Below are 22,501 nucleotides of genomic sequence, written 5' to 3' on the forward strand. Positions count from 1 at the left end.
CCACGATGAAGCGCTTCTTCCTGAACTGGTGGCTGCTCACCGGCCTCGCGGCGATCCTGGTCGCCGTGCTGCTGGTCTTCGTCCTTCCGCTCGTCGCGCCGTTCCTGAGGCCGTGGTGGGTCAAGACCCTGCTGGCTGTTCTTGTAGCGGCGGTGTGGGGCGTTTTCGCCACGCTTCGTATCCTCAAGGCGCGCCGGGCCGCCGCCGAGATCGCCCGGCAGCTGGCCGCGGCCTCGCCGGGCGACGCCGAGGCCGAAGCGCTGGCGGGGCGCATGCGTTCGGCCCTGGCCAAGCTGAAGACCGCCACGGGCGACAAGCGCGACTATCTCTATGCCCGCCCCTGGTACGTGATCATCGGCCCGCCCGGCGCCGGCAAGACGACCGCCCTGTTGAAGTCCGGCGTCCAGTTTCCGTTCGCCGACGCGGCGCTCAAGGGCGTCGGCGGGACACGCAACCTCGACTTCTGGTTCGCCGACGACGCCGTGCTCATCGACACCGCAGGGCGTTACACCACCCAGACCTCCGACGCTTTGGTCGACCACAAGGGTTGGGAGGGCTTCCTCAAGCTGCTCCGCCGCACCCGCCCCCTGCAGCCGATCAATGGGATCCTGGTGGCGATCGGCCTGGACGAGCTGCTCAACTCGGACCGGGCGGGACTGGACGACCACGCGGCGGCGGTGCGTCGTCGCCTGGTGGAGCTGCGTCGCGCGCTCGAGGTCTCCGCGCCGGTCTACGTGCTCTTCACCAAGGCCGACCTGCTGGCCGGCTTTGGCGAGTTCTTCGACGATCTCGATGTCGAGGGGCGACGCGCCATTCTTGGCGCGACCTTGCCGCTGGGCGGGCCGGCCAGTCTCGACGCCGTGCTGGGCGAGTTCGACATGGTTGTGCAGGCTCTCGCCGACCGGGTCGCCAAGCGCCTGCAGGAGGAAACCGATCCGCATCGCCGCAGCCTGATCCTCGGCTTCCCGTCGCAGGTGGCGTCGTTGCGCGCCAGGCTCAGTCGCTTCCTGGACGGAGCCCTTCTGGCCGAACAGGACACCCCGCCGCTGTTCCGCGGATTCTATCTGACCAGCGGCGTCCAGGAAGGCGCGCCGCTGGACCGGATCCTGGGCGGCGTGGCCGCCGTCTACGACGCGCCCGCCGTTCCGCGCTCCGCGCTGAGCGGTCAAGGCGGAAGGGCCTATTTCCTCAACCGGTTGCTCAAGGAGGTGATCTTCGCCGAGGCGGGTCTCGTCCGGAGCGATCCCGCGGCGCGCGCGCGGCGTCGCGCGGCGCTGATCTCCGGCGTCGCCGGCGTCGCCGCCCTGTCGCTATTGATCGCCCTACTATGGGGAGTCAGCTTCACGAAGAACCGGGCCTTACAGGACCAGCTCCTGACCGGCGCGCAGAATGTCAGCGCCGAGGTCCGCGAGACCGGCGTCGACCTGGTGGAAGTGCGCGAGGGCGATCCGGACCTGGAGCAGGCGCTGTCGCTGATCCGGGCCCTGCGCGACCTGCCCCGCGGCCATGGCGACCAGGCCAAGGGCGGACCGCCCTTGCTGATGCGGTTCGGCCTGTTCCAGGGCGGCCACGCCAAGGCCGCCGACCAAGCCTATCGCGAAGCGCTCCAGCGCATCCTTCTGCCTCGCATCCTGCTGCGGCTGGAACGGTACATGCAGGATCACGCCCAGGAGCCGCTCAAGGTCTACGAGCCGCTCAAGGTCTATCTGATGCTGGGCGGCCAGGGGCCTCTGGATCCGAAAGCCGTCAAGGCGTGGGTGACCGACGACTGGGCCGAGAACGCCCTGCCGGGCGCGGATCGCGCCGAGGTTCGCGAGGAACTGGGCAAGCACCTGGACGTCCTGCTGGCGGATCCGCAGCTGGGCCGCGTCTGGCCGGGGCGCGAGGCGCCGCTGGACGGTGCCCTGATCGAGTCGACGCGCGCGGCGGTGCAGACGCTGTCCCTGGCCGATCGGGCCTATGCGATCCTTCGTCAGAAGGCGGCCGCGGCCGACCAGCCCGACTGGCGCGCCGACAGCGTCCTGGCCAGCGGCGATCGCCAGGCCTTCCTGAACGGCGATGCGGTCCTGGACGCCAGCGTGCCGTACTTCTTTACCCGCGCGGGTTTCGAGCGGGCCTACCAGCCGGGACTGCAAACCGTCGCCTCCGACCTCGAGAAGGATCTTTGGGTCATGGGCCAGGACGCCGACAAGGCGGCGATCCGGGGGCAGATCGCCCAGGTCAAGCCTGGCGTCGCGGCGCTCTACGCCAAGGAATACATCGCCGCCTGGGATGGCGTGGTCCAAGGCCTGAAGCCGGCGGACTACTTCACCAATCCCGCCGCCCTGGGCGCTTTCACCCGCACGCCCTCGCCGCTGAAGGTCCTGTTGCTGGAGGTCCGCAAGAACACCACGTTCGGCAAGCCGCCGGCGATCCGGGCGCCCAGCAAGCTCAAGACCGCCGCGCGCGTTGTCGGCGGGGCCGTGCTGGATTCGGGCGGCGTCGACGCCGGCAAGACCATCACCGACTATTTCCGGCCGCTCGCCACCTATGTCGGCGACGGCAAGGGCGCCGCGCCGGTCGACGAGTTCCTGGGCGCGGTGAAGCAGGCGGCTTCGGCCAACATGGCCGCGGGGATCGCGGGCGGCGGGCTGGGCGGCGTCGCGGCGCAAGGGGAGCTGGCCTCGGCGCTTGGCCAGGTCGCCACGACCAGTGTCGTGGCCCCGCCGCAGCTCCAGGGCTTCGTCGCGCAGGCGACCCAGAGCGGCCGCGGCGCCGTGGTGTCCTCGGCCCAGAACGCCATCGGACAGGAGTATGCGACAAGCCTGGCCGGCGCGTGCCGCAGCGTCAGCGACAACCGCTATCCGTTCTATGGCGCGGCGCAGAATGACGCGACGGCGGCGGACATGATGCGCGTCCTGGGCCTCAACGGCCAGTTCGACAGCATGATGCGCGACCGCCTGCAGCCACTGCTCCTGACCTCGGGCCCCGTCTGGCGCTGGCGCTCGGACGACCCCGTGGCCGCGGCCTTCGATCCGGCCAGCGCCGAGCAGTTCCAGAAGGCGGCCCAGATCCGCGACCTGCTGACCTCCGGCCTGCCCATCAGGGTGGAAGCAGCGGGCTTCGGCGGCGCGATCACCGCCGCCGAGTTCTCGGCCGGCGGCGTGACCTATCGCTTCGAGCCCAACAGCGTCGGGGCCAAGCCCGTGATGTGGGCGATCTCCGGTCTCCCCGAAGCCCACCTCGTCCTCTATGCCGGCCCCAAGGAGGTGCGGCGCTACGACGGACAGGGCGTCTGGGCGCTCTTCCGCCTGATGGATGCGGCCCAGAAGGAGAACGCCGGGCCGAGCGCGATCAAGGCCACCTTCGGCCAGGGCGCCCAGTATTTCACCCTCAAGGTCAACTTGCCGTCCGACAAGAACCCGTTCGGTCGCGGCGGTCTATGGTCGTTCCGATGCCCAGCCAAGCTCTGACGGCGCCGCGCGCCTTCGCGTTCGGCAAGCTGCCGACCCACGGCGACTTCGTGGCCCGCGGCCTTTCCGCGTCGGATCGGGACGCCTGGGACGCCTGGGCAAGCGCTGGATTGGCGCAGGCGCGCACGGTCCTGGGGGCTGAATTCGAAGTCCGGCACGACACCGCGCCGCCGCTGCGCTTCTCGTTCGGACCCGGGCCGTTTGGCGAAGGCTGGCGGACAGGAGCGCTGGCGCCGTCCATCGACTCGGCCGGACGGCGCTTCGTCATCGTACTGGGCGGCTGCACCGCCCAGGCTCCATCGACGCCGTCCGTCGACCGCATCGCCGGGGCGGCGGAGGACGAGATCCATCGCGCCTTCGAAGACGCCGCCGACATCGACGCGATGGTGGCCAGCGCGCAAAATATCTTCCAAACTCTGGAATCAGAGGGCGGAGCCGAAGCGCAAGGCCGCTTCTGGTTGCCGGACTCGCCGTTCGATCTGATCGCCAGCCAACCCCCCGCCGACCTGATGATCCAGGTTCTGACGACATAGGAGCTGTCCATGGATGACGGGAGCTTGCGGTTTCACGACGCCACCCTGACCCATCCCGGGAAGGTGCGCCGCGACAACGAGGACCAGGTGCTCGCGCGCCCGGACCAAGGCCTGTGGGCGGTCGCCGACGGCATGGGCGGCCATGCCAACGGGCAGTGGTCGTCCAAGACCATCACCGCGACCCTCGAAGCGGCGGTGCTGCCCGCCAACTTCGACGACGCCGCCTCGGCCGTCGCCGCGGCGGTGCACGAAGCCAACGAGCGAATCTGGACCAAGTCGGTGGGACAGCCCATGGGCTCCACCGTCGTGGCCCTGCTTCTGCGCGACCGGCGATTCGTCGTGCTGTGGGCCGGCGACAGCCGTTGCTACCTGCTGCGCGGTGGCGAGCTCTACCAACTGACCGTCGACCATTCGCAGGTCCAGGACATGGTGACGTCCGGGCGGCTCACGCCCGAGGAAGCCGAAAACCATCCGATGTCGCACGTGCTGTCCCGGGCGGTGGGCGTCGCGCCCCGGCTCGAGCTGGACGCGGTCTCCGACGAGGCCAGGGTCGGGGATGTCTTCCTGGTCTGCAGCGACGGCCTGACCCGCACGATTCCGGACGCTGAACTGGCGACGATCCTGGCTCAAGGCAATCCGGCCGCCGCCGCGGACGAGCTGGTGAAGATCTGCCTGGAGCGTGGCGCGCCCGACAATGTCAGCGTCGTCGTGGTCAATTGCGACGAGACCACGCTGCTCGCCCTGTCCTGACGGCGGCCGGCGACCGAACGCTTGGGCGCTACGACCTGCGCTGCTTGGCCTTCATGTCGGCGGCGATGCGCTCGTAGGCGTCGCGAAATTCCTTGGCGAAAACCTCCATGAAGGCTTCGTCCGATCCCCGGGTGACCCCCTCGAACTCTCGTTCATAGGCCTGCCAGAGCGCCGCGGCGCGCGCTCCCGGCACGATCTTGGCCAACAGCCCGCGCGTCTCGGCTCGTCCCCGGATCGCCGAGGGCGAGAAGCGATCGAGCGTGGCCGCCAACGCACCCTGCATCGCCGTCAGGGTGGCCAGCTGGTGGGCCTGCAGGTCGCGGAACGCGTCTTCCACGGCGAGGTCCGCCGGCATGAAACCGCGATCGGGCCGGTTGAGCATCTGCGCCATCGCCTTGTCGGCCGATCGCGTGAACTTCAGGGGATTGTTCCCGTCGAACTCCAGGCTGGTGTTCTGGGCCCCAAGTTGCGCCTTGGCCCTGGCCCGGGCCTCCATCATCACGACCATGCCGCCCAGGAGACGCCGCAGGATACCGCCCGCCGCCGCCAGAACCTCCAGGGGCGAACTGCTGAAGTCTTCGGATCTCAGGCCCGCGCCCTGCAGAAAGGCGCGCCATTCCGCGCCCTCGTCCGGCGCGGGTGCTGGGCGCGCCTTCCGCGCCACGGCCGCCGGCGGCGCCGGAACCTGGCCCCAGGGCGCCGTGGCGGGCGAGACCGCGGGCGGGGCCTCGAACGCCGACGTGACGGGACCGCCGAAGCCGCGGGCCCAGTCGACCTCGTTGGTGGCCGCCAGCTGTCCCCAGACGTCGACGGCCGAGGGCGCGGCCTGGGCCGGCGGGTCGCTGGACCAGGCTGACGGCGGCGGAGCTTCCGATCGAGCCGGGCTCCAGGCCGACGCAGGTTGCGATGCGGCCTCCATGCGCGGCGGGGCCCAGGCCCCCGACGCCGAACCCTGGCCGGTGATGGCCGCCCGTGGCGGCGGCTGGTCCCACCGCGCCGGGGCGTCGGCGACCTCTCGCGCGCCATGGCTGTCCCAGCCGCCCCACGCGCCCACGGACGCCGGCTCTTCGAGGCTGGACCCCCGGCCCGGCTCCAACCGGGCCTCAATCTCGTAGTGGCCGATCAGGATCACGTCGCCATCGACGATCTGGTGCGGGGTCGTCAGCCGTGACGACGAGCGGTTCACGAAGGTGCCGTTGGTGCTGCGGTCGACGAGCATATAGGCGCCATCGCGGTACTGGATCTCGCAGTGGGCCGAGGAGATGTAGCTGCGGGGATCCGGCAGGCACCAGTCCATGTGCGGCGATCGACCGATGCGCGCGCCGTGGCGATCGAGCTTCAGGCGCGCGGCCTCTCCATTGTCGAGGCGGTCCAGCGCCTTGATGGTCAGCACAAGGGTCATGGGCGTGCGGTTTCTCGGCCGCTGGCGAGCGCATCGCCCAGCGCGAGCGCCGAGCGTAGGCTTTCCGCATGGCGTCCGCTCTCGGTCGCGGCGGTGAGCACCGCCCCCGTGGCGAAGGCACCGACCGTTTCCTTGGGCGGCAGGACGGGTTCGACATCCACCGACGCGATCGAACCGCCCGAAAAGAACACCGCCAGGGCGCACTGTCTCTGGGGGCTGGCCCCGCGGGACTGCTCCGCGATCGCGAACGCCGCCCGGCGCCGGCCGTCGCTGGGGTCCTGCAGCCAGAGAAGGGTCGCCTTGAGCGCTTCGGCGTCCTGGACGCTGGGGGTCAAGGACAGCTCCTGAACGGTCCGAGCCGCCCAGGCGACGGCTTCGAAACGAGGCAGGGCCTGGCCGAGGAATAGGGCCGCGTCGTCTTCACGCCCCTCCTCGATCAGGCGGTCGAAGACCGTCTCGGGCGGATCGGCGTCGTGGTCCGACTTCGGCCAGCCGAGAATTGCGGAGACCTGGCCCGCTTCAGCCCACTTAACCTGTTTCCAGCGTCTCATACCCGATCCTAGTTGATCTTGACGACGCCGCCCGTGATCGTCGTCATGGCGTCTCCGTGCACTTCGACGTTCGGCGCGCTCACGGTGTTGATGCCACGCGCGTGGCTGGTGATCGTCTGGGCGTTCAGCGTAATGCTGGAGGGGGTCATCACGATCGTGCTCGAGCCGACCTTCAGCGTGATGCTCTGCTTGGCGTCGATCGTCACCGTCCCCTTGTCCACCTTCACGCTATAGTTGCCAGAGCGCACGGTGGTTCCATCGTCAAGCTCGATTGTGGTGGTGCGCTTGCCCTTGCTGACCTCGTGGGTTTCGTCGCCCGTTTCGATGGTCGTGGCTTCGTGCCGCTTAACCGCGGTCCTGCGATCGCGCCCCACCCGCGTGGCGCGGTCGCGCTGGACGGTCAAGGTGTCGTCCAGCAGCACGTCGCGCACCATCTCGCGCTGGGCGTGGATATAGATCTCCTCCGCGCCGCCCTTGTCCTCCAGGCGGATTTCGTTGAAGCCGATGCTGTTGGGCGGCGGAGTCTTTTCGGCCCCGGCATAGTCGCCCGACCGCCCGATCGTCTGGGTGCGCCACAGCGAGCGGGTCTTCTGGGTCGGCAGGTCATAGGCGTGCTTGCGCTGGCCGTTGTAGACCCGGCCGGTGATGATCGGCCGATCCGGATCGCCGTTCAGGAAGTCGACGATGACCTCCTGCCCCACGCGCGGCAGGTCGACATTGCCAAAGCCCGCGCCCGCCGCGTGGTGCGAAACGCGCATCCAGCACGAGGTCTTGCCCGGCTGGTCGGGCGAGCGGTCCCAGTGGAAGCGCACCTTCACGCGTCCCCATTCGTCGACATAGACCACCTCACCGGGCGGGCCGGTCACCGTGGCGGTTTCGACGCCGCTGGAGACGGGCTTTTCGGCGACGAGCGGCGGCCGGAACAGGGTGTCGCTGGGGATCGCCACCACATTGACGCGCCGGGCCTGGCGCTCGTCGCCGCTGCGATGGCTCTCGGCGTCGACGACGTGATTGAGGCCGATGATCAGGTATTCCTGATTGAAGCGGTCGACCCCGGCTTCGGTCAGGGTGAAGAGGCCGCCGCAGGCCAGGCCCAGGACGTCGCCGCCGCCGTTGTAGAGGCGCCGCGGAGCTCGACTCGCCGCCAGGCGAGACTGGCCGCGCGCCTCGCCCTCGCTCTTGTCGGTGAAGTCGCCCAGATATTCGTAGACCTCGAGCGCGTCGCCGGGATGCTGCCCAGCCCCCTGGCTGACCGCTTCGACGGGATTCTGCGGCTTGGTGAAGTCGAAGCTGCGCAGGGTCACGCTGGCCTGGCTGACCGAGCTGATCCGTTCGTTCCAGTCGGAGAGGGTGTCGGGCGTGCTCGTCTCGTCGCCCGAGACGGGAAGGAAGCGGATGGTCTCATAGCCCGGCTCGGGCTTGTGGGCCGATTTTCCGTCGCAGAGGACCAGCTTGTGGGCGGCCTCCTCATGTCGAAAATAGTAGTAGATCCCTTCGTCCTCGAACAGGCGTGAGACGAAATTGAAGTCGCTCTCCTTGTACTGGACGCAATATTCGCGCGGCTTGTAGCTGCCGGTCAGTCGGTCGAACTCGACGTCCTTCATGCCGGCGTCGGAGAACACCTGCTTGGCGATGTCGACGACGCTCTTGTCCTGGAAAATTCGATAGTTTCGATTCTGGTCCAGCAGCGACAGCCAGGGCCTGACGGTCAGCCGGTAGTGCGCGCCGTTGATGTCGACCTTGATCAGGGCGGCCTCGGTCAACAACCCATGGAAGTAGCGGACGTGGTCCATCTCATCGCCGGCGTCCAGCGAAACCGGCTTTCCGAGGTGGGGCAGGAAATCGACCTCGTCGGCGGAAAACCCTTCTACAACAATCACAAACGGTTCGCTCAAGCGCTCAATGGACTCGAAACGCTCAAGGTTAAGCTTAGCCGTACCAAGAGCGACAGATATCGTAGCCTGCCGATCCATTAATTGCTCCCGTTACTGCGCCTGAAACCTACGGCCCGTGGCCCGCTGTGCATAGGTGTAGCGATCAATTTCAACATCTCAACCAGACAGACTTGCCAAAACGATTTCTTGGGCCACACTCCGCGCCCGTCCCAACCGCCTGTCTTGGCGGACCGACGACAAACGGCCCGGGCGCCGTATCAACGTTAAGGTGAACGCGAACATGGCGCTTGATCCGAGTCGATTGTTGGCGCCGGTTTCCGACGACGACCCGACCGGCCCGGACCTCGCCTACGATCCGCGGCGCTACGAGATCGAACAGGCCTTCGAGACCGAGGTCTCGATCGACGCGTCCGGCGTCGAGGCCCAGGCTTCCGAAGTCGACTGGCGGGTGATCATCGCCAAGATCGTCGAGCAGAGCGCCCGCACCAAGGATATCTGGCTGCCCATCTATCTTTGCCGCGCCGGCGCTCGCGCGGGCGATCTGGAGATCGTCGAGGCCGGCGCCCGGTATCTGGCGGGCCTGCTGGAAACCTATTGGCCCAGCCTGCACCCCCGCCTGGAGGAATACGGGTTCCAGGGCCGCAAGGGCCCCTGCGATTCCCTGGCCGGGGCGTCGCAGTTCATCCACCCCCTGCGCAGGATCATGCTGATCCGCCATCCTCGCCTCGGTGACTATTCCATCGACGACTTCGAACGCTTCCGCTTGGGAGGTGAAACCGAGGAAGGCTATGGAATGTTCCGGGCCGCGCTCGAGGATGTCAGCCAGGATGGCCTCGAGGAGATCGTTCAGCGGCTGAACGCGATCGAGGACGGTCTGCGTCGCGTGGATCTGACGCTCACCGCCAACGCCGATGACGGCGGCTCCACGAACTTCCGGGCGACCTACGAGGCCCTCGGCCAGATGCGGCGCGCGGTGCAGGCGTTCGTCGCCAAACCCGCGGTTTCAGAAAATGGGGAACCAATCGCAGAACCGGACGTTGCATCGCCAAGCTTCTCGAACTCCACGCCCGCCTTGGGTGCGCGGATCGAGACCCGGGACGACGTCGTCCGCGCCCTCGAGGCGTTGAGCGACTACTACCGGCGCAGGGAACCGGGGCATCCGATCCTGACGTTGCTGCAGCGTGCGCGTGAATGGGTTGGATTGGATTTCATGGCAATTCTCGAAGACATCGCCCCTGGCAGCGTCGAAGAAGCTCGCAACGTTCTGCAATCACGAAAACATCGCGAACAAGCTTGAGCTATCGGTTGAACATCGCCATCATATAGACTTATGATGGTGAAAGTTATAGCGGCACATAACGTCTAATTGCGGGTGGATGACCATGGCGTCGAACAAAGGTGGGCAGCGTTTTATCAAAGAGAACCGCGCGCCTCGTGTTCACATCGAATACGAAGTGGAGACTTTTGGTTCCCGTCAGAAGATCGAAATTCCGTTCGTGGTCGGAGTGATGTCCGACTTATCCGGGAAGTCGAACGTCGAGAAGAAGCCGCTCGATAAGCGCGACTTTGTTGAATTCGACATGGACAATTTCGAGCAGAAAATGGAAGCGATCGCGCCGCGCGCCGCTTTCACCGTCGAGAACACATTGACCGGAGACGGAAAGATCGGCGTCGACCTGACGTTCAAGTCGATGGAAGATTTCTCGCCGGGTCAAGTCGCCAAGAACGTGCCGGCCCTGGCCAAGTTGCTGGAAGCCCGGCAGCAGTTGAACGACCTTATGCTTTACATGGATGGCAAGGACGGGGCCCAGGACCTGCTGGACAAGGTTCTGAAGGATCCCGAGCTGATGAAGGCGCTCGCCGCCGCCAAGCCGCCCGCTGACAACACCTAGACAATCTGCGGTAGATCTAGAATGATTTCCCCTACCCTGCCCGTTGGGAGACCTTGATGGCGCAAGAAACGCTTCAGCAGACTGGCGCCCCCGCCGCGGAAGCCGTCACCGTCGACGATTTCGCGTCGCTGCTGCAAAGGGAATTCAAGCCCAACACCGACGCCAAGCAGGCGCGGATCGAAGAGGCTGTGAAGACCTTGGCGCAGCAGGCGCTCGAGGACACCCAGATCATCGGCGCCGACGTTTTCTCGACCGTCGACGCCCTGAAGGCCGCGATCGATCGCAAGCTGACCGAACAGGTCAACAAGATCATTCACCACAAGGATTTCCAGACCCTGGAATCCGCCTGGCGCGGCCTTTGGTACCTCGTCGGCAACACCCCGACCGGCAAGGACCTCAAGGTTCGCGTGCTGAACGTCTCCAAGGACGAGACCCGCAAGATGCTGCGGCAGTTCCGCGACGCGGCCTGGGACCAGAGCCCCCTGTTCAAGAAGATCTACGAGGCCGAGTTCGGCCAGCTGGGCGGACAGCCCTACGGCGCGTTCATCTGCGACTACGCCTTCGATCATACCGCGCCCGACATCGAGGTGATGAAGGGGTTGGCGAAGATCGGGGCGGCGGCGCACGCCCCGTTCATCGCGGCGGCGGACTCCCAACTGCTGGGCATGGAAAGCTGGCAGGAGCTGGCCAATCCGCGCGACATCGCCAAGCAGTTCGACGCCACCGACTACATGGCCTGGCGCTCGTTCCGGGCCTCGAACGACAGCCGCTACATGGCGCTGACCCTGCCCCGTTTTCTCGGGCGTCCGCTCTACGGCGCCAATAGCGAGCCGATCGAGGAGTTCGCGTTCGAGGAAGACACCGACGGCGGCCAGCACGACAACTATCTGTGGCTGAACGCGTCTTATGCCCTGGGCGTGCGCATCACCGAGGCCTTCAAGACCTACGGCTGGTGCACGCGCATTCGTGGCGTGGAATCGGGCGGCACCGTCGAGGACCTGCCGACCGCGATGTTCCCCACCGACGACGGGGCGATGGACGCCAAGTGCCCGACGGAGATCGCCATTTCCGATCGCCGTGAGGCCGAGCTGTCCAAGGCGGGCCTGATGGCCCTGGTGCATCGCAAGAACACCGACCAGGCCACCTTCATCGGCGCCCAGACCCTTCATGCCCCGAAGGCCTACGAGGACGCCGACGCGACGGCCAGCGCCAACCTGTCGGCGCGCCTGCCCTACATCTTCGCCAGCTGCCGCTTCGCCCATTATCTCAAGTGCATGGTGCGCGACTGGATCGGCAGCAGCCGAGAGGCGCCGGTCCTGGCCAGCGATCTGCAGTCCTGGATCATGCAGTACGTGGACATGCAGCCCGACTTCTCGACCGAAGAGGACAAGGCTCGCAAGCCCCTGAAATCCGCTTCGGTGGATGTCATCCCCGACCCCGAAAACCCAGGCTACTACCGTGGCGTCTTCCGCATGGTGCCGCACTACCAACTCGAGGGGATGGACGTGTCGCTCAGCATGGTCTCGCGCCTGCCCAAGGGCCCGAACTAGCTGTCAGTACAATCATTTTTCGTGAGGAGAACGCCTTATGGCCGTTGATATGTTCCTGAAACTTGAAGGCATCAGTGGTGAGTCCAAGGACACCAGCCACAAGGGTGAGATCGATGTCCTGGCCTGGAGCTGGGGCATGACCAACTCGGGCACCGCCCATGTCGGCGGCGGCGCCGGCGCCGGCAAGGTCAACGTCCAGGACCTGTCGTTCACCAAGTATGTCGACCTGTCCTCGGCTCCGCTGATGCTGGCCGCCGCCAACGGCAAGCACATCAGCAAGGCGACCCTGGTGGTCCGCAAGGCCGGCGAGACCCCGCTGGAATACATCACGATCACCATGACCGACTGCCTGGTCAGCTCGGTGTCGACCGGCGGCAGCGGCGGCGAGGATCGCCTGACGGAGAACGTCTCGCTGAACTTCGCCAAGGTCGAGGTTTCGTACAAGGAACAAAGCTCGGCCGGCAAGGCCGCCGGTACGGGCGACTTCAAGTGGGACATCGCGGGCAACGCCAAGTTCTAGGGCGAGCCGCGCCGGTCTTCGGCCAATCATAGAAGCGAAGAATGCCTAACGCCGACGACCTCCTACGCGCTGGCGATCTGGACGGCGCGCGCCAAGCCCTTGTCGAAAGGGTCAAGCGCGCGCCGGACGATCAGCCCAGCCGCATGTTTCTGTTCCAGCTGTTCTGCATCCTGGGCGAGTGGGAAAAGGCCAAGGCGCAGCTGAAGGTGCTGGCTCAGCTGTCCCCCGAAGCCCAGATGCTGGCGGTGGCCTACAATCTGGCCATCGACGCCGAGATCGAGCGCGAGAAGGCCTTCGCGGGGCGGATCCCGCCGGCCTTGCTGGTCAATACCAGTCCCTGGGCCGGCGACCTCGCCGTCGCCCTCGGGGCGAGCCTGCAAGGGCGCGTCGACGACGCCGAGGCCGCTCGAACGCGCGCCTTCGACGCCGCGCCGGATACGCCTGGCCGGTTCAACGACCAGGACTTCGAGTGGATCGCCGATGCGGACCCACGCTTCGGCCCGGCCTTCGAGGCCGTCATCCATGGGCGTTGGGGGCTCGTCCCCTTCGAGGCGGTGCGCAAGATCACCAGCGACGGGCCGCAGGACTTGCGAGACCTGGTCTGGCTGCCGGTGGAGATCGAGTTCAAGACCGGACAGGGCGCGGCGGCGATCCTGCCCGCCCGCTATCCCGGAACTCGGGACGCGACGGACGCCAACCTGTTGCTGGCCCGAGCAACCGACTGGCGCGAGGGGGCGATGGGCGCCGAGGGCCTCGGCCAGAAGCTCTGGTCACTGGGAGACGGCGAAGACGCGGGAATCCTGGCGCTCCGTCACCTGGCCTTCGCCTGACGCCATGGCAGCCCGGATCAATCCGACCTTGTTCGACAAGCTCGTCGCCGATCTCGACATCGACGATCTTCGCGACGATCCGAAGGTCGACCAGGGGCAGGTGAGCCGCGCGACGTCGCGCCGGCTCTATCCGATCCTGAAGATCGAACGATTCAACGAAGCCGCGCTCCGGGCCACGGTCCTGCGCGAACTGAACTGGATCCTGAACACGACCAATTTCGGCTCGGTCCAGAACCTGAAACCCTACCCCGAGGTCGCGACCTCGGTCCTGAACTATGGCGTGCCCGACATGGCCGGCAAGCTTCTGCAGCGGCGCGCGATCGAAACCCGCGCGCGCGAGATCAAGCAGGCCATCCGGCGCTTCGAACCCCGCATCGCCCCACAACGCCTCGACGTCACCGCCACCGCCAAGGACGCCAAGCCCAACGCCGTGACCTTCGTCATCCGGGCCGACGTCACCAGCGCCGTCCTGGCGCTGCCCGTCGAGTTCAAGACCGACGTCGAGATCGACACGGGCGCGGCGACCCTGCGGGAGTAGACGGATGGATCCTCGCCTCCTCAGGGCCTACAACGAGGAACTCCTCTATCTTCGCGAGACCGCGCGCGAGTTCGGGGAGGAGTACGAGACGGTCGCCGGGCGGCTGGGCCTCAACGCGCCTTCGGACACCGATCCCTATGTCGAACGGCTCCTGGAAGGCGTGGCCTTTCTCGGGGCCCGCGTGAAGCTGAAGCTGCAGGACCAGTTTCCGGACTTCACGCAACACCTGCTCAACGCCATCCAGCCGCACTACCTGGCGCCGACCCCGTCGATGTGCGTGGTGACCTTGGAGCCCCAGGACAGCGACCATGCGATCGCCTCCGGGTTCGTGATCCCTCGCCTCACCGAGATGTCCGCCACCTCCGGCGACGAGGCCGCCACGCCGGTCATCTTCCGAACCGGGCAGGACGTGACCCTCTGGCCGTTGAAGATCACCGAGGCCGAATATCTGCCGACCCGCGCGGCCGTCGCCGCCTATGCCGGCGCGGCGGGGGTGCGGGCCGAGGCCGGGTTGCGCCTGAAGTTCAGCGGCCTGGGCGGGGTTCCCCTGTCGGCGATCGCGCCGGACATCCTGCCGATCTATCTGGACGGTTCGGAAGTGGCCCCGGGAGAACTCTATCGGCAGCTGATCGGCGACGCCGTGGCGACCGTGGCCCGGTCGGTCGACTCCGCGGCCGGCGCGGCGGCCTGGGTCAAGCTGCCGGCGACGGAGCAGCATGGCTTCGAGGAGAACTGCGCCCTGCTGCCGACCGGCCGGCGGTCCTTCCGGGGCTATCGCCTGCTGTCGGAATATTTCGCCTGTCCCGAACGCTTCCTGTTCGTCCGCCTGCGCGAACTGGGGCAGGTCTTCGCCAAGTGCCGGAACGAGTGCGAGGTGGTCTTCCTGTTCGACCGCGCCTCCACGGCCCTGGCGGGCGCGGTGTCGCCGGCGAACTTCAAGCTCTTCGCGACGCCCGCGATCAACCTGTTCGAGAAGCAGATTGATCGGGTGGCGGTCAGCGAGTTCGACCACGAACACCAGTTGATCGCCGACCGCACCCGGCCGCTGGACTTCGAGATCTTCCGCCCGCTGGAGGTGACGGCCTATTCGCAGAAGAACGGCGACGCCCGGCCGGTCGCGCCGCTGCACGCCTTCGGGAGCCTGCTCTACGACTGGACCGAGGCGCTGTTCTACGTCACCCGCCTGCGCCATCGACGCCTGTCGACCAAGGAACAGCGCCTGAGGCGCAGGACCGACTATCTGGGCACGGAGACCTGGATCAGCCTCGCCGCCCCCGGCGAGCCGAGACGGCTGGAGGGAATCTACGAACTGGCCGTCCGCGCGCTGGTCACCAATCGCGAACTCGCCGAGACCCTGCGCACCGGCGGCGCGACGGATTTCCGGATCAGCGGCGTCCCCGTGCGTGCGGTGACGGTCGTCCGCGCCCCGACCAAGCCCCGACCGCCGATGGGCATCAGCGACGGCGCGTGGAGGATCATTGGCCACCTGACGCCCAACTATGCGTCCTTCGCCCTGGGGGACGACGACGACCCTTCGGTCCTGCGCGACCATCTGGCCCTGTACGGACGGATCGACGACCCCGCCCTGCGGCGGCAGATCGACGGCGTCCTGGCCATTCGCTCCGAGCCCGTGACGCGTCGGGTGTCCGGACCGGGGCGCAGCGCCTTCGCGCGTGGCCAGCGCCTACGCCTCAAGCTGGACGACGCCCCCTTCGAGAACGGCCGGATGTTCCTGTTCTCGGCGGTCCTGGAACGGTTCCTGGGCGAGTTCGCGACCGTCAACGCCTTCACCGAATGCATCTTTGAAAGCCCTCAGGAAGGAACCTTCGCGCAATGGCCGCCGAGAATGGGCGAACATCGCAACATCTAGAGTTTCTTCGCCAGGCGGCGGGAAACGCGAGGCGGTACGGCCTGTTTGGCTTGCTGCGCGCGGCGGAGGCGCGCGCCCCCGATCTGCCGCGCATCGGCGACGCCCGGCTTCCCTCGCAGAACCTCGTGGACCTCGCCCAACTCCCCGCCCTCGGCTTTCCGGGCTCGACCCTGGAAACGATCGTCGTCAAGGACGGACGGGCCAAGGTCGAGGGCTACTGGTTCGGATTGACCGGACCGATGGGGCCGCTGCCCCTGCACATCAGCGAGTTCGCCCATTTCGAGCGCCGCTACGCCAAGGGCCGGCCGTTCGGGCACTTCCTCGACGTGCTGGCGGGGCGGATGCTGCAGTTCTTCTACCGCGCCTGGGCGGAATCCAACCCGGCGGCCAATGCCGATCGCCCTGGCGACGACCGCTTCGCCGGTTACCTGGCCGCCTTGACCGGCGCGACCGTGGGAGTTCCCGACGACGCGGCGTTCCCGGCCCGGGCCCGCCTCTACTATGCCGGCCTCTATGCGTCGCGGCGCAGCGCGGCCGGCATCGAGGACGCTGTCGCCGACCTCGTGGGCGCGCCCGTCCGGCTGAAGGAATACCGGCCGGTCTGGCGCGATATCGAGACCGCGGACCAGACCCGCCTGGGCGGGGCCTATAGCCGGCTGGGCGGCGACGCCGTCTGCGGTCGGCGCACCAGCACGGTGTCCGACGCCTTCCGCATCACCGTGAAGGTCGACACCTTTCACGACTACGAGAACCTGTTGCCAGGCGGCGCACGCTTCGCGGTCGTCGCCGAGGCCCTGGATTCGTTCGCCCCCTCCCATCTGGAATGGGATCTCGAGATCGAGGCCAGCGAAGCCGCGCGACGTCCCGCCTCCCTGGACGGCCGCGCCCGGCTGGGCTGGACCAGTTGGATCAATCCGCCGGCCGGCAGCGGCTCGCGCGCCGAGACCCGTCTTGGCCCGAGCTCGCGTCGCGTCGCTCGAGCCGCCGCCAAGAGAGATGCCGCATGACCGAGATCAACCGCTCCGCCCTGTTCGGCCGCCTCAGCCCGACGGGGCTGAAGAGCATCGAAACCGCGACCGGCTTCTGCAAGATGCGCGGCAACCCCTATGTCGAGCTGGTTCACTGGATCCATATCCTGCTCCAGGATCCGCGGAACGACCTCGCCGCGATCCGCACCCGGTTCGCCCTGGACGACACGAAGCTGGCCCGCGACGTCGTGGCCATGCTCGACGGCCTGCCGCGCGGTGCGACGTCGATCTCGGACTTCTCGCCCCAGATCGAGGAGGCCATCGAGAAAGGCTGGCTCTATGCGTCGCTGATGTTCCAGGCCGGCCGGGTGCGCACCGGCCACCTGGTGTTCGGCATGCTCAAGACGCCGATCCTGCGTAACGCGCTGTTCGCGATCTCGCCGGAGTTCCGCAAGGTCTCGGCCGACGCCCTGGGCGACGAGTTCGACAAGATCGTCGCAAGCTCGGCCGAGGTGGGCGGGGCGCCCGCCTTCGACGGTCCCCCGGACCCGGCGGGAACCGATGGCGCGCCGTTCGCCGGCGGCTCGGGTGAGACGCTGGCCAAGTACTCCGTCGATCTGACCGAGCGCGCCAGGACAGGTGAGATCGACCCGATCGTCGGTCGGGACGCCGAGATCCGCCAGGTGATCGACATCCTGCTGCGCCGTCGCCAGAACAACCCGATCCTGGCGGGCGAGGCGGGGGTCGGCAAGACGGCGGTCGTCGAGGGGCTGGCGCGCCGGATCGTCGACGGCGACGTTCCCCCGGCGCTGAAGGACGTCACCCTTCGCGCCCTGGACATCGGGCTGCTGCAGGCCGGGGCGGGCGTGAAGGGCGAATTCGAGAAGCGGCTGCGGCAGGTGATCGACGAGATCGAGTCCTCGCCAAAGCCGATCATCCTGTTCATCGACGAAGCCCACACCCTGATCGGGGCGGGCGGCCAGGCCGGCACCGGCGACGCCGCCAACCTCCTCAAGCCGGCGCTGGCGCGCGGCCGGCTCCGGACCATCGCCGCCACCACCTGGTCGGAATATCGCCAGTACTTCGAAAAGGACCCCGCCCTCACCCGGCGGTTCCAGACGGTCAATGTGGGAGAACCGGACACCGAGGTGGCGATCTCGATGCTGCGTTCGGTCGCCTCGGCCATGGAGAAGCACCACAAGGTGGTGATCCTCGACGAGGCCGTGGAAGCGGCCGTCAAGCTGTCCCAGCGCTACGTGCCGGCCCGCCAGCTCCCCGACAAGGCGGTCAGCCTGCTCGACACCGCCGGCGCCCGGGTGGCCGTCTCGCAGCACGCGACCCCGGCGCCGGTCGAAAGCCGTCGTCGCCGGGTGGAGCTCCTGAACGTCGAACTCGAGATCGCCACCCGCGAGGCCGCCGGCCAGTACGCCGGCGTGGAGCGCATCGCGAAGCTGAAGGAGGCGATCGAGGAGGCGCAGGCGGCTCTGGACGCGGTGGAAGTCAAATGGGCGGCGGAAAAGGACGCCGTCGCCAAGGCCTACGAGGCCCGCCAGGCCCTGGCGAACACCGAATCGACGGAGGCCGGCGACACGGCCGATCTGAAGGCCGCGCTCGACGCCGCCCTGTTGGCCGTCGCCCAGGCCCATGGCGACGATCCGATGGTGTTTGGCGAAGTCGACGCCGACGCGGTCGCCGCCGTCGTCGGCGACTGGACCGGCATCCCCGTCGGCCGCATGGTCAAGGACGAGATCGCCTCTGTCCTGACCATCGCCGACCAGCTGAAGAAACGCGTGGTTGGACAGGACCACGCGATGGACGCCGTCGCCAAGCGCATCCAGACCAGCCGCGCCAAGCTCGACAATCCCAACAAGCCGGTCGGCGTGTTCATGCTGTGCGGTCCGTCCGGCGTGGGGAAGACCGAAACCGCCCACGCCCTGTCCGAACTGCTCTATTCCGGCGACGACAGCCTGATCGTCATCAACATGAGCGAGTTCCAGGAGGCCCACACCGTCTCGACCCTGAAGGGCGCGCCGGCGGGCTATGTCGGCTACGGCCAGGGCGGCGTCCTGACCGAGGCCGTTCGTCGCCGGCCCTATTCGGTGGTGCTGCTCGACGAGGTGGAAAAGGCCCACCCGGACGTCCACGAGATGTTCTTCCAGGTGTTCGACAAAGGCTACATGGACGACTCCGAGGGGCGTCACATCGACTTCAAGAACACGTTGATCCTGCTGACCTCGAATGTCGGCTCCGACCTCATCGTCTCGATGTCGGAGGACGAGGAGATGAAGCCCGAGGCCGAGGTGCTGGCCCAGACGCTGCGGCCCGACCTGCTCAAGGTGTTTCCCCCCGCCCTGCTCGGCCGATTGATCGTCCTGCCCTACTATCCGCTGTCGCCGGACATGCTGCAGGGCATTGTCCGCCTGCAGCTGGACCGCGTGAAGAAGCGCATCGCCGAGAACCATGGCATCGCCTTCAGCTACGACCAGGCTGTCGTCGACCTGATCGTCTCCCGCTGCACGGAGGTCGCCTCGGGCGGACGGATGATCGACGCCATCCTGACCAACACCATGCTGCCCGAGCTGTCGATCGCCCTGCTCGAACGCCAGATGGCTGGCGAGGATGTGACGAGGATTACTGTGGAGGTCGAGAACTCCGTCTTCACCTACGCGTTCGAAGGAATTGAAGCGTCACCGCAAGCCGACGCGCCCTCGATCCCGGAAGCCGCGGCCTGATGTTCGAAACCCTGCATAACAGCTTGCAACCGGCGCGCGCTCAGGGCGAGGTTGTAGTCAGAGTTGGAAAGAGACGTCCCCAGTGAGCATGCCCGACGATCCCTCTGATGAAGACGTCGCGTCCCTGACGAGCCCCGCGTCCGGCTCCTGGAGCAAGCGCGGCTCGCGCAAGCCCGCCCAGCGGGGCATCCTGCCGGTCGGCTTCGTGCTGAACGGCATCTACGAGATCAAGCGCTTCATCGCCCGGGGCGGCATGGGCGAGGTCTATGAGGGCGCCAACGTCAACGCCGAGGAGCGCGTGGCGGTCAAGGTCATCCTCCCGCACCTGGCCGCCGATCCCAAGGTTCAGGCGCTGTTCCGCAAGGAGGCCAAGACCCTCACCAGCCTGGCTCATCCGGCGCTGGTGCAGTACCGCGTCCTCGCCCGCGAGCCGCGCAAGGACCTCCTGTACATCGTCACCGACTTCATCGACGGCGAGCCGCTGACCAATCTGATCGGCCGCCATCCGCCGACGACGGCCGAACTGGTCATGCTCACCCGTCGCCTAGCCGAGGGCCTGCACGCGGCGCACAGCCATGGGGCAATCCACCGCGACATCTCGCCCGAAAACGTCCTGCTGCCCGACGGCGTGCTCAGCCGCGCCAAGATCATCGATTTCGGGATCGCCAAGAGCATGGAGATCGGCGCCCAGACGGTGGTCGGCGACGGCTTCGCCGGAAAGCTCGGCTATGTCGCGCCGGAGCAGTTCGGCGATTTCGATCGACGCATCGGTCCGTGGACAGACATCTATAGCCTGGCCCTGGTCGTGCTGGCCCTGGCGGGTGGACGGGCCCCGAACATGGGCACGACCCTGGTCGAGGCCATTGATCGGCGACGCGCGGGCGCCGACATCACCACGGTTCCGCCGCTCCTGCAGCCGCTGTTCGCGCGTATGCTCAACCCCGACCCCCGTGGACGTCCCCAGGCCATGGCGGAGGTGATCACGGCGCTGGATGCGCTGGACGTTCCCGTCGAACCGCCATCGATCCGGTCGTGGACCCCGCCAGACCCCGGCGACACGACGACGGGCGAAAGCGGGCTGGAGATCGAGCGTACGGTGATCCATCTGGGCTCGGAGCCGCCCTCCTGGCAGAGCGCCGAGCCGCGTGGGGAAGCCAGCCTTCCGCCTTCTGCGGTCGCGGTTGCGAGCGACGAGGTCGCGCCTGAAGGCCGCACGATCTTCGCGCCTGGCGAGCCCGACACGCCAGCTGACGCGCCTGAGCCGGCCGACGGATTGATCGACGACGCCTCGCGACCGGCCGTGGACGACGCGCCGTTGTCCGAACCGACCGTTCCGCCGGTCGCCGCGATGGCGGCGTCGTCGATTCCTCCCCTGGTCTCCCCGCCGATCGAGGCGGAGCTCGTCGCTTCCAAGGACACGCTCTTCGCGCCCAGCGCCGAGCCTTTCCTGGTTCCGGATGATGCTCCGCGCCCAGGCGCGGTCGACCTCGAGGCGCGGGAGGTCGCGCCGCCGCCCGCCGCCTTCGTCCAGACCGGATCGAACGGGGTGGAGGACGAAGACGTCGCCTCGCCGATCCCCCCGGCGATGGACGTGGCGTACAAGCCTCCAGGAAAGTCCGCCGGCAAAGCTCCGGACCAAGAGGCGCGCAAGGCTCAAGGCCCAGGGGCGGCGACGCGAGGTCTTTCCAGGGGAAAGGGAATGGCGATCGGCGTGGCCGCGGCCGTCGTCGTGGTCGGCGTGGGCTTCGCCGTGCTCTCGTCCCAGAAGAAGGCCGCCCTGCCCCCGCCGGCGCCGACCACCACTAGCGCGCCGCCGCCGACCGCCAGCCGGGCCGACGAAACCATCGCCGCCGCGCTGCCGAGCGTTCCGTGCTCCTGGCTGACCCTGAGCCGCGGGCAGAGCGCCGACGGCTCGACCGTCCTCAAGATTTCCGGCGCGGCCGGAGATCCGGCGGGCGCGAACCGCGCGGTGGCCAGCGCCGTGCGCGCCGCAGGCGTGCAGGGGCTGCAGGTCGACACCACCGAAATCCTTCCCGCCGACCAGGCGTCCTGTCCGCTGCTGGATACGGTCAACCGCTTCCGCGGCCAGGCCGGCGCCGTTCCCAGCCTCGCCGCCCAGCAGGCGCGCTTTGAAATCGACCGCGGCATCCAGGGCTGCCCCAAGGGGCTTTGGTCGCAGTCGATGATCAATGTCGCGCCCGATCCCTCCAAGGGTTTCAGCCTGATCGCGATACAGCCCTCGGGCCGGCTCCAGCAGTTCACGACCACACGTGAGCAGTTCGCCGCCTTGGCCGCCCGCAACCCGGACCTCTATAAGGACCTTGGCGGCGGCCGCTATCGGGTCTCCATGTGCCAGAACGCCCCGGGGCTGGCGGGAGTCCTGATGATCGAAGGTAACGGGCCGTTCGATATCGGCTTGCGCCCTGGCGCCGTTGAGCAGCCGACACGGGACTTCCCCGCCCGTCTGGCCCAACGGGCCCAGGCCCAGGGCTGGACGATGCAGATGGCCTGGTTCCAGCTGGCCAACGACCAGCCGGACCTGCCGGAGCAAGCCAGCACGGACGAGGCCGACCGCCATCGCCGAGCCATGGCCGAAGCCGCCAAGCTCGCCGCGGCCGCTGAGGCGGCCAAGGCGGCGGAGCCGGTGGAGGTCGTCGTGCCGGCCGCCGAGCCTCAGAAGCTTCCGGCCGACTACGTGGCCTGCCGCCGGTTCGTGGATGGAGCCTGGGAGGAACTCGGCTATGCGCCGCGCGCGGCCTGTGTCGAGAAGGTGTTCGCCGGGCGCTGCGACGTGCTGACCGGCCAGTCCGGCGACGTCGCGCTGCGACGCTACAATGACCGACTGCAGGCCAAGACGGGGCGCGGCTTCAAGAAGTGGGACAATGTCGGCAAGTCCGATTGCGCCAAATAGGAAGCGTCGATGTCGCGGTCGCTCTGGAAATTCTAGTCGGATGAGCGCCAGCCGTTCGCCGACCGAAACGGCGAAGAGCCGGCGCTCATCCGATCGCCCTCCCCCAA

16 protein-coding genes are annotated in these 22,501 nt (G+C 67.7%); 13 read left to right on the top strand and 3 right to left on the bottom strand.

Annotated elements, in window-relative coordinates; genetic code table 11:
* Window positions 1–5 precede the first annotated feature (5 nt).
* From tssM to AC07NX_RS04255, 3 genes are read left to right on the top strand one after another with little or no spacing between them, the layout of a single operon-like run.
* Entirely contained in the window at window positions 6–3,452 is a 3,447-nt protein-coding gene (tssM, locus tag AC07NX_RS04245) for a type VI secretion system membrane subunit TssM (RefSeq protein ID WP_494639429.1), read from the top strand.
* On the top strand, window positions 3,434–3,985 hold the full coding sequence (gene tagF, locus AC07NX_RS04250) for a type VI secretion system-associated protein TagF (RefSeq protein ID WP_494639431.1): 552 nt from the start codon (window positions 3,434–3,436) through the stop codon (window positions 3,983–3,985). Before tssM ends, tagF begins: the two co-directional genes overlap by 19 nt.
* A 9-nt stretch (window positions 3,986–3,994) precedes the next feature.
* Entirely contained in the window at window positions 3,995–4,735 is a 741-nt protein-coding gene (locus tag AC07NX_RS04255) for a PP2C family protein-serine/threonine phosphatase (protein WP_494639433.1), read from the top strand.
* 28 nt (window positions 4,736–4,763) lie between these two features.
* On the opposite strand, the gene tagH is transcribed toward AC07NX_RS04255, so the two are convergent.
* From tagH to AC07NX_RS04270, 3 genes are read right to left on the bottom strand one after another with little or no spacing between them, the layout of a single operon-like run.
* Entirely contained in the window at window positions 4,764–6,137 is a 1,374-nt protein-coding gene (gene tagH / locus AC07NX_RS04260) for a type VI secretion system-associated FHA domain protein TagH (protein ID WP_494639435.1), read from the bottom strand.
* A complete protein-coding gene (locus AC07NX_RS04265) occupies window positions 6,134–6,688 on the bottom strand; it encodes a DUF6931 family protein (protein WP_494639437.1) in 555 nt (184 codons plus the stop codon). Before AC07NX_RS04265 ends, tagH begins: the two co-directional genes overlap by 4 nt.
* A gap of 8 nt (window positions 6,689–6,696) precedes the next feature.
* Window positions 6,697–8,661 carry a type VI secretion system Vgr family protein gene (locus tag AC07NX_RS04270; protein ID WP_494639439.1) on the bottom strand — a complete coding sequence of 655 codons (1,965 nt, stop codon included), beginning with the start codon at window positions 8,659–8,661 and terminating at the stop codon, window positions 6,697–6,699.
* Between the two features lie 202 nt (window positions 8,662–8,863).
* On the opposite strand from AC07NX_RS04270, the gene AC07NX_RS04275 reads away from it, so the two are divergent.
* From AC07NX_RS04275 to AC07NX_RS04320, 10 genes are all read left to right on the top strand, one after another.
* Window positions 8,864–9,880: a type VI secretion system protein TssA gene (locus AC07NX_RS04275; RefSeq protein WP_494639441.1), complete on the top strand. Its 1,017-nt coding sequence runs from the start codon at window positions 8,864–8,866 to the stop codon at window positions 9,878–9,880.
* An 85-nt stretch (window positions 9,881–9,965) separates the two neighbouring features.
* Window positions 9,966–10,475, top strand: coding sequence for a type VI secretion system contractile sheath small subunit (gene tssB / locus AC07NX_RS04280; RefSeq protein ID WP_494639443.1), 510 nt, complete (start codon window positions 9,966–9,968; stop codon window positions 10,473–10,475).
* Window positions 10,476–10,531: 56 nt separating this feature from the next.
* Window positions 10,532–12,025, top strand: coding sequence for a type VI secretion system contractile sheath large subunit (gene tssC / locus AC07NX_RS04285; protein WP_494639445.1), 1,494 nt, complete (start codon window positions 10,532–10,534; stop codon window positions 12,023–12,025).
* A gap of 37 nt (window positions 12,026–12,062) precedes the next feature.
* Window positions 12,063–12,545, top strand: coding sequence for an Hcp family type VI secretion system effector (locus AC07NX_RS04290; protein WP_019848570.1), 483 nt, complete (start codon window positions 12,063–12,065; stop codon window positions 12,543–12,545).
* A 41-nt stretch (window positions 12,546–12,586) separates the two neighbouring features.
* The gene (locus AC07NX_RS04295; RefSeq protein ID WP_494639447.1) at window positions 12,587–13,375 is read left to right on the top strand and encodes a type VI secretion system accessory protein TagJ; all 789 of its coding nucleotides are present in this window, start codon (window positions 12,587–12,589) and stop codon (window positions 13,373–13,375) included.
* A gap of 28 nt (window positions 13,376–13,403) precedes the next feature.
* The gene (tssE, locus tag AC07NX_RS04300; RefSeq protein ID WP_494639449.1) at window positions 13,404–13,913 is read left to right on the top strand and encodes a type VI secretion system baseplate subunit TssE; all 510 of its coding nucleotides are present in this window, start codon (window positions 13,404–13,406) and stop codon (window positions 13,911–13,913) included.
* 4 nt (window positions 13,914–13,917) lie between these two features.
* Window positions 13,918–15,783, top strand: a complete 1,866-nt coding sequence (gene tssF, locus AC07NX_RS04305) for a type VI secretion system baseplate subunit TssF (protein WP_494639451.1) — start codon at window positions 13,918–13,920, stop codon at window positions 15,781–15,783.
* Window positions 15,747–16,790, top strand: coding sequence for a type VI secretion system baseplate subunit TssG (gene tssG / locus AC07NX_RS04310; protein WP_494639453.1), 1,044 nt, complete (start codon window positions 15,747–15,749; stop codon window positions 16,788–16,790). Before tssF ends, tssG begins: the two co-directional genes overlap by 37 nt.
* Complete coding sequence (gene tssH, locus AC07NX_RS04315) at window positions 16,787–19,483, top strand: type VI secretion system ATPase TssH (protein WP_494639455.1); 2,697 nt, start codon at window positions 16,787–16,789, stop codon at window positions 19,481–19,483. The genes tssG and tssH overlap by 4 nt, the downstream gene beginning before the upstream one ends.
* Window positions 19,484–19,571: 88 nt before the next feature.
* Window positions 19,572–22,394, top strand: coding sequence for a serine/threonine protein kinase (locus AC07NX_RS04320; RefSeq protein WP_494639457.1), 2,823 nt, complete (start codon window positions 19,572–19,574; stop codon window positions 22,392–22,394).
* Window positions 22,395–22,501: the final 107 nt, after the last annotated feature.

Source organism: Caulobacter sp. GW821-FHT09A05 (assembly GCF_059418465.1).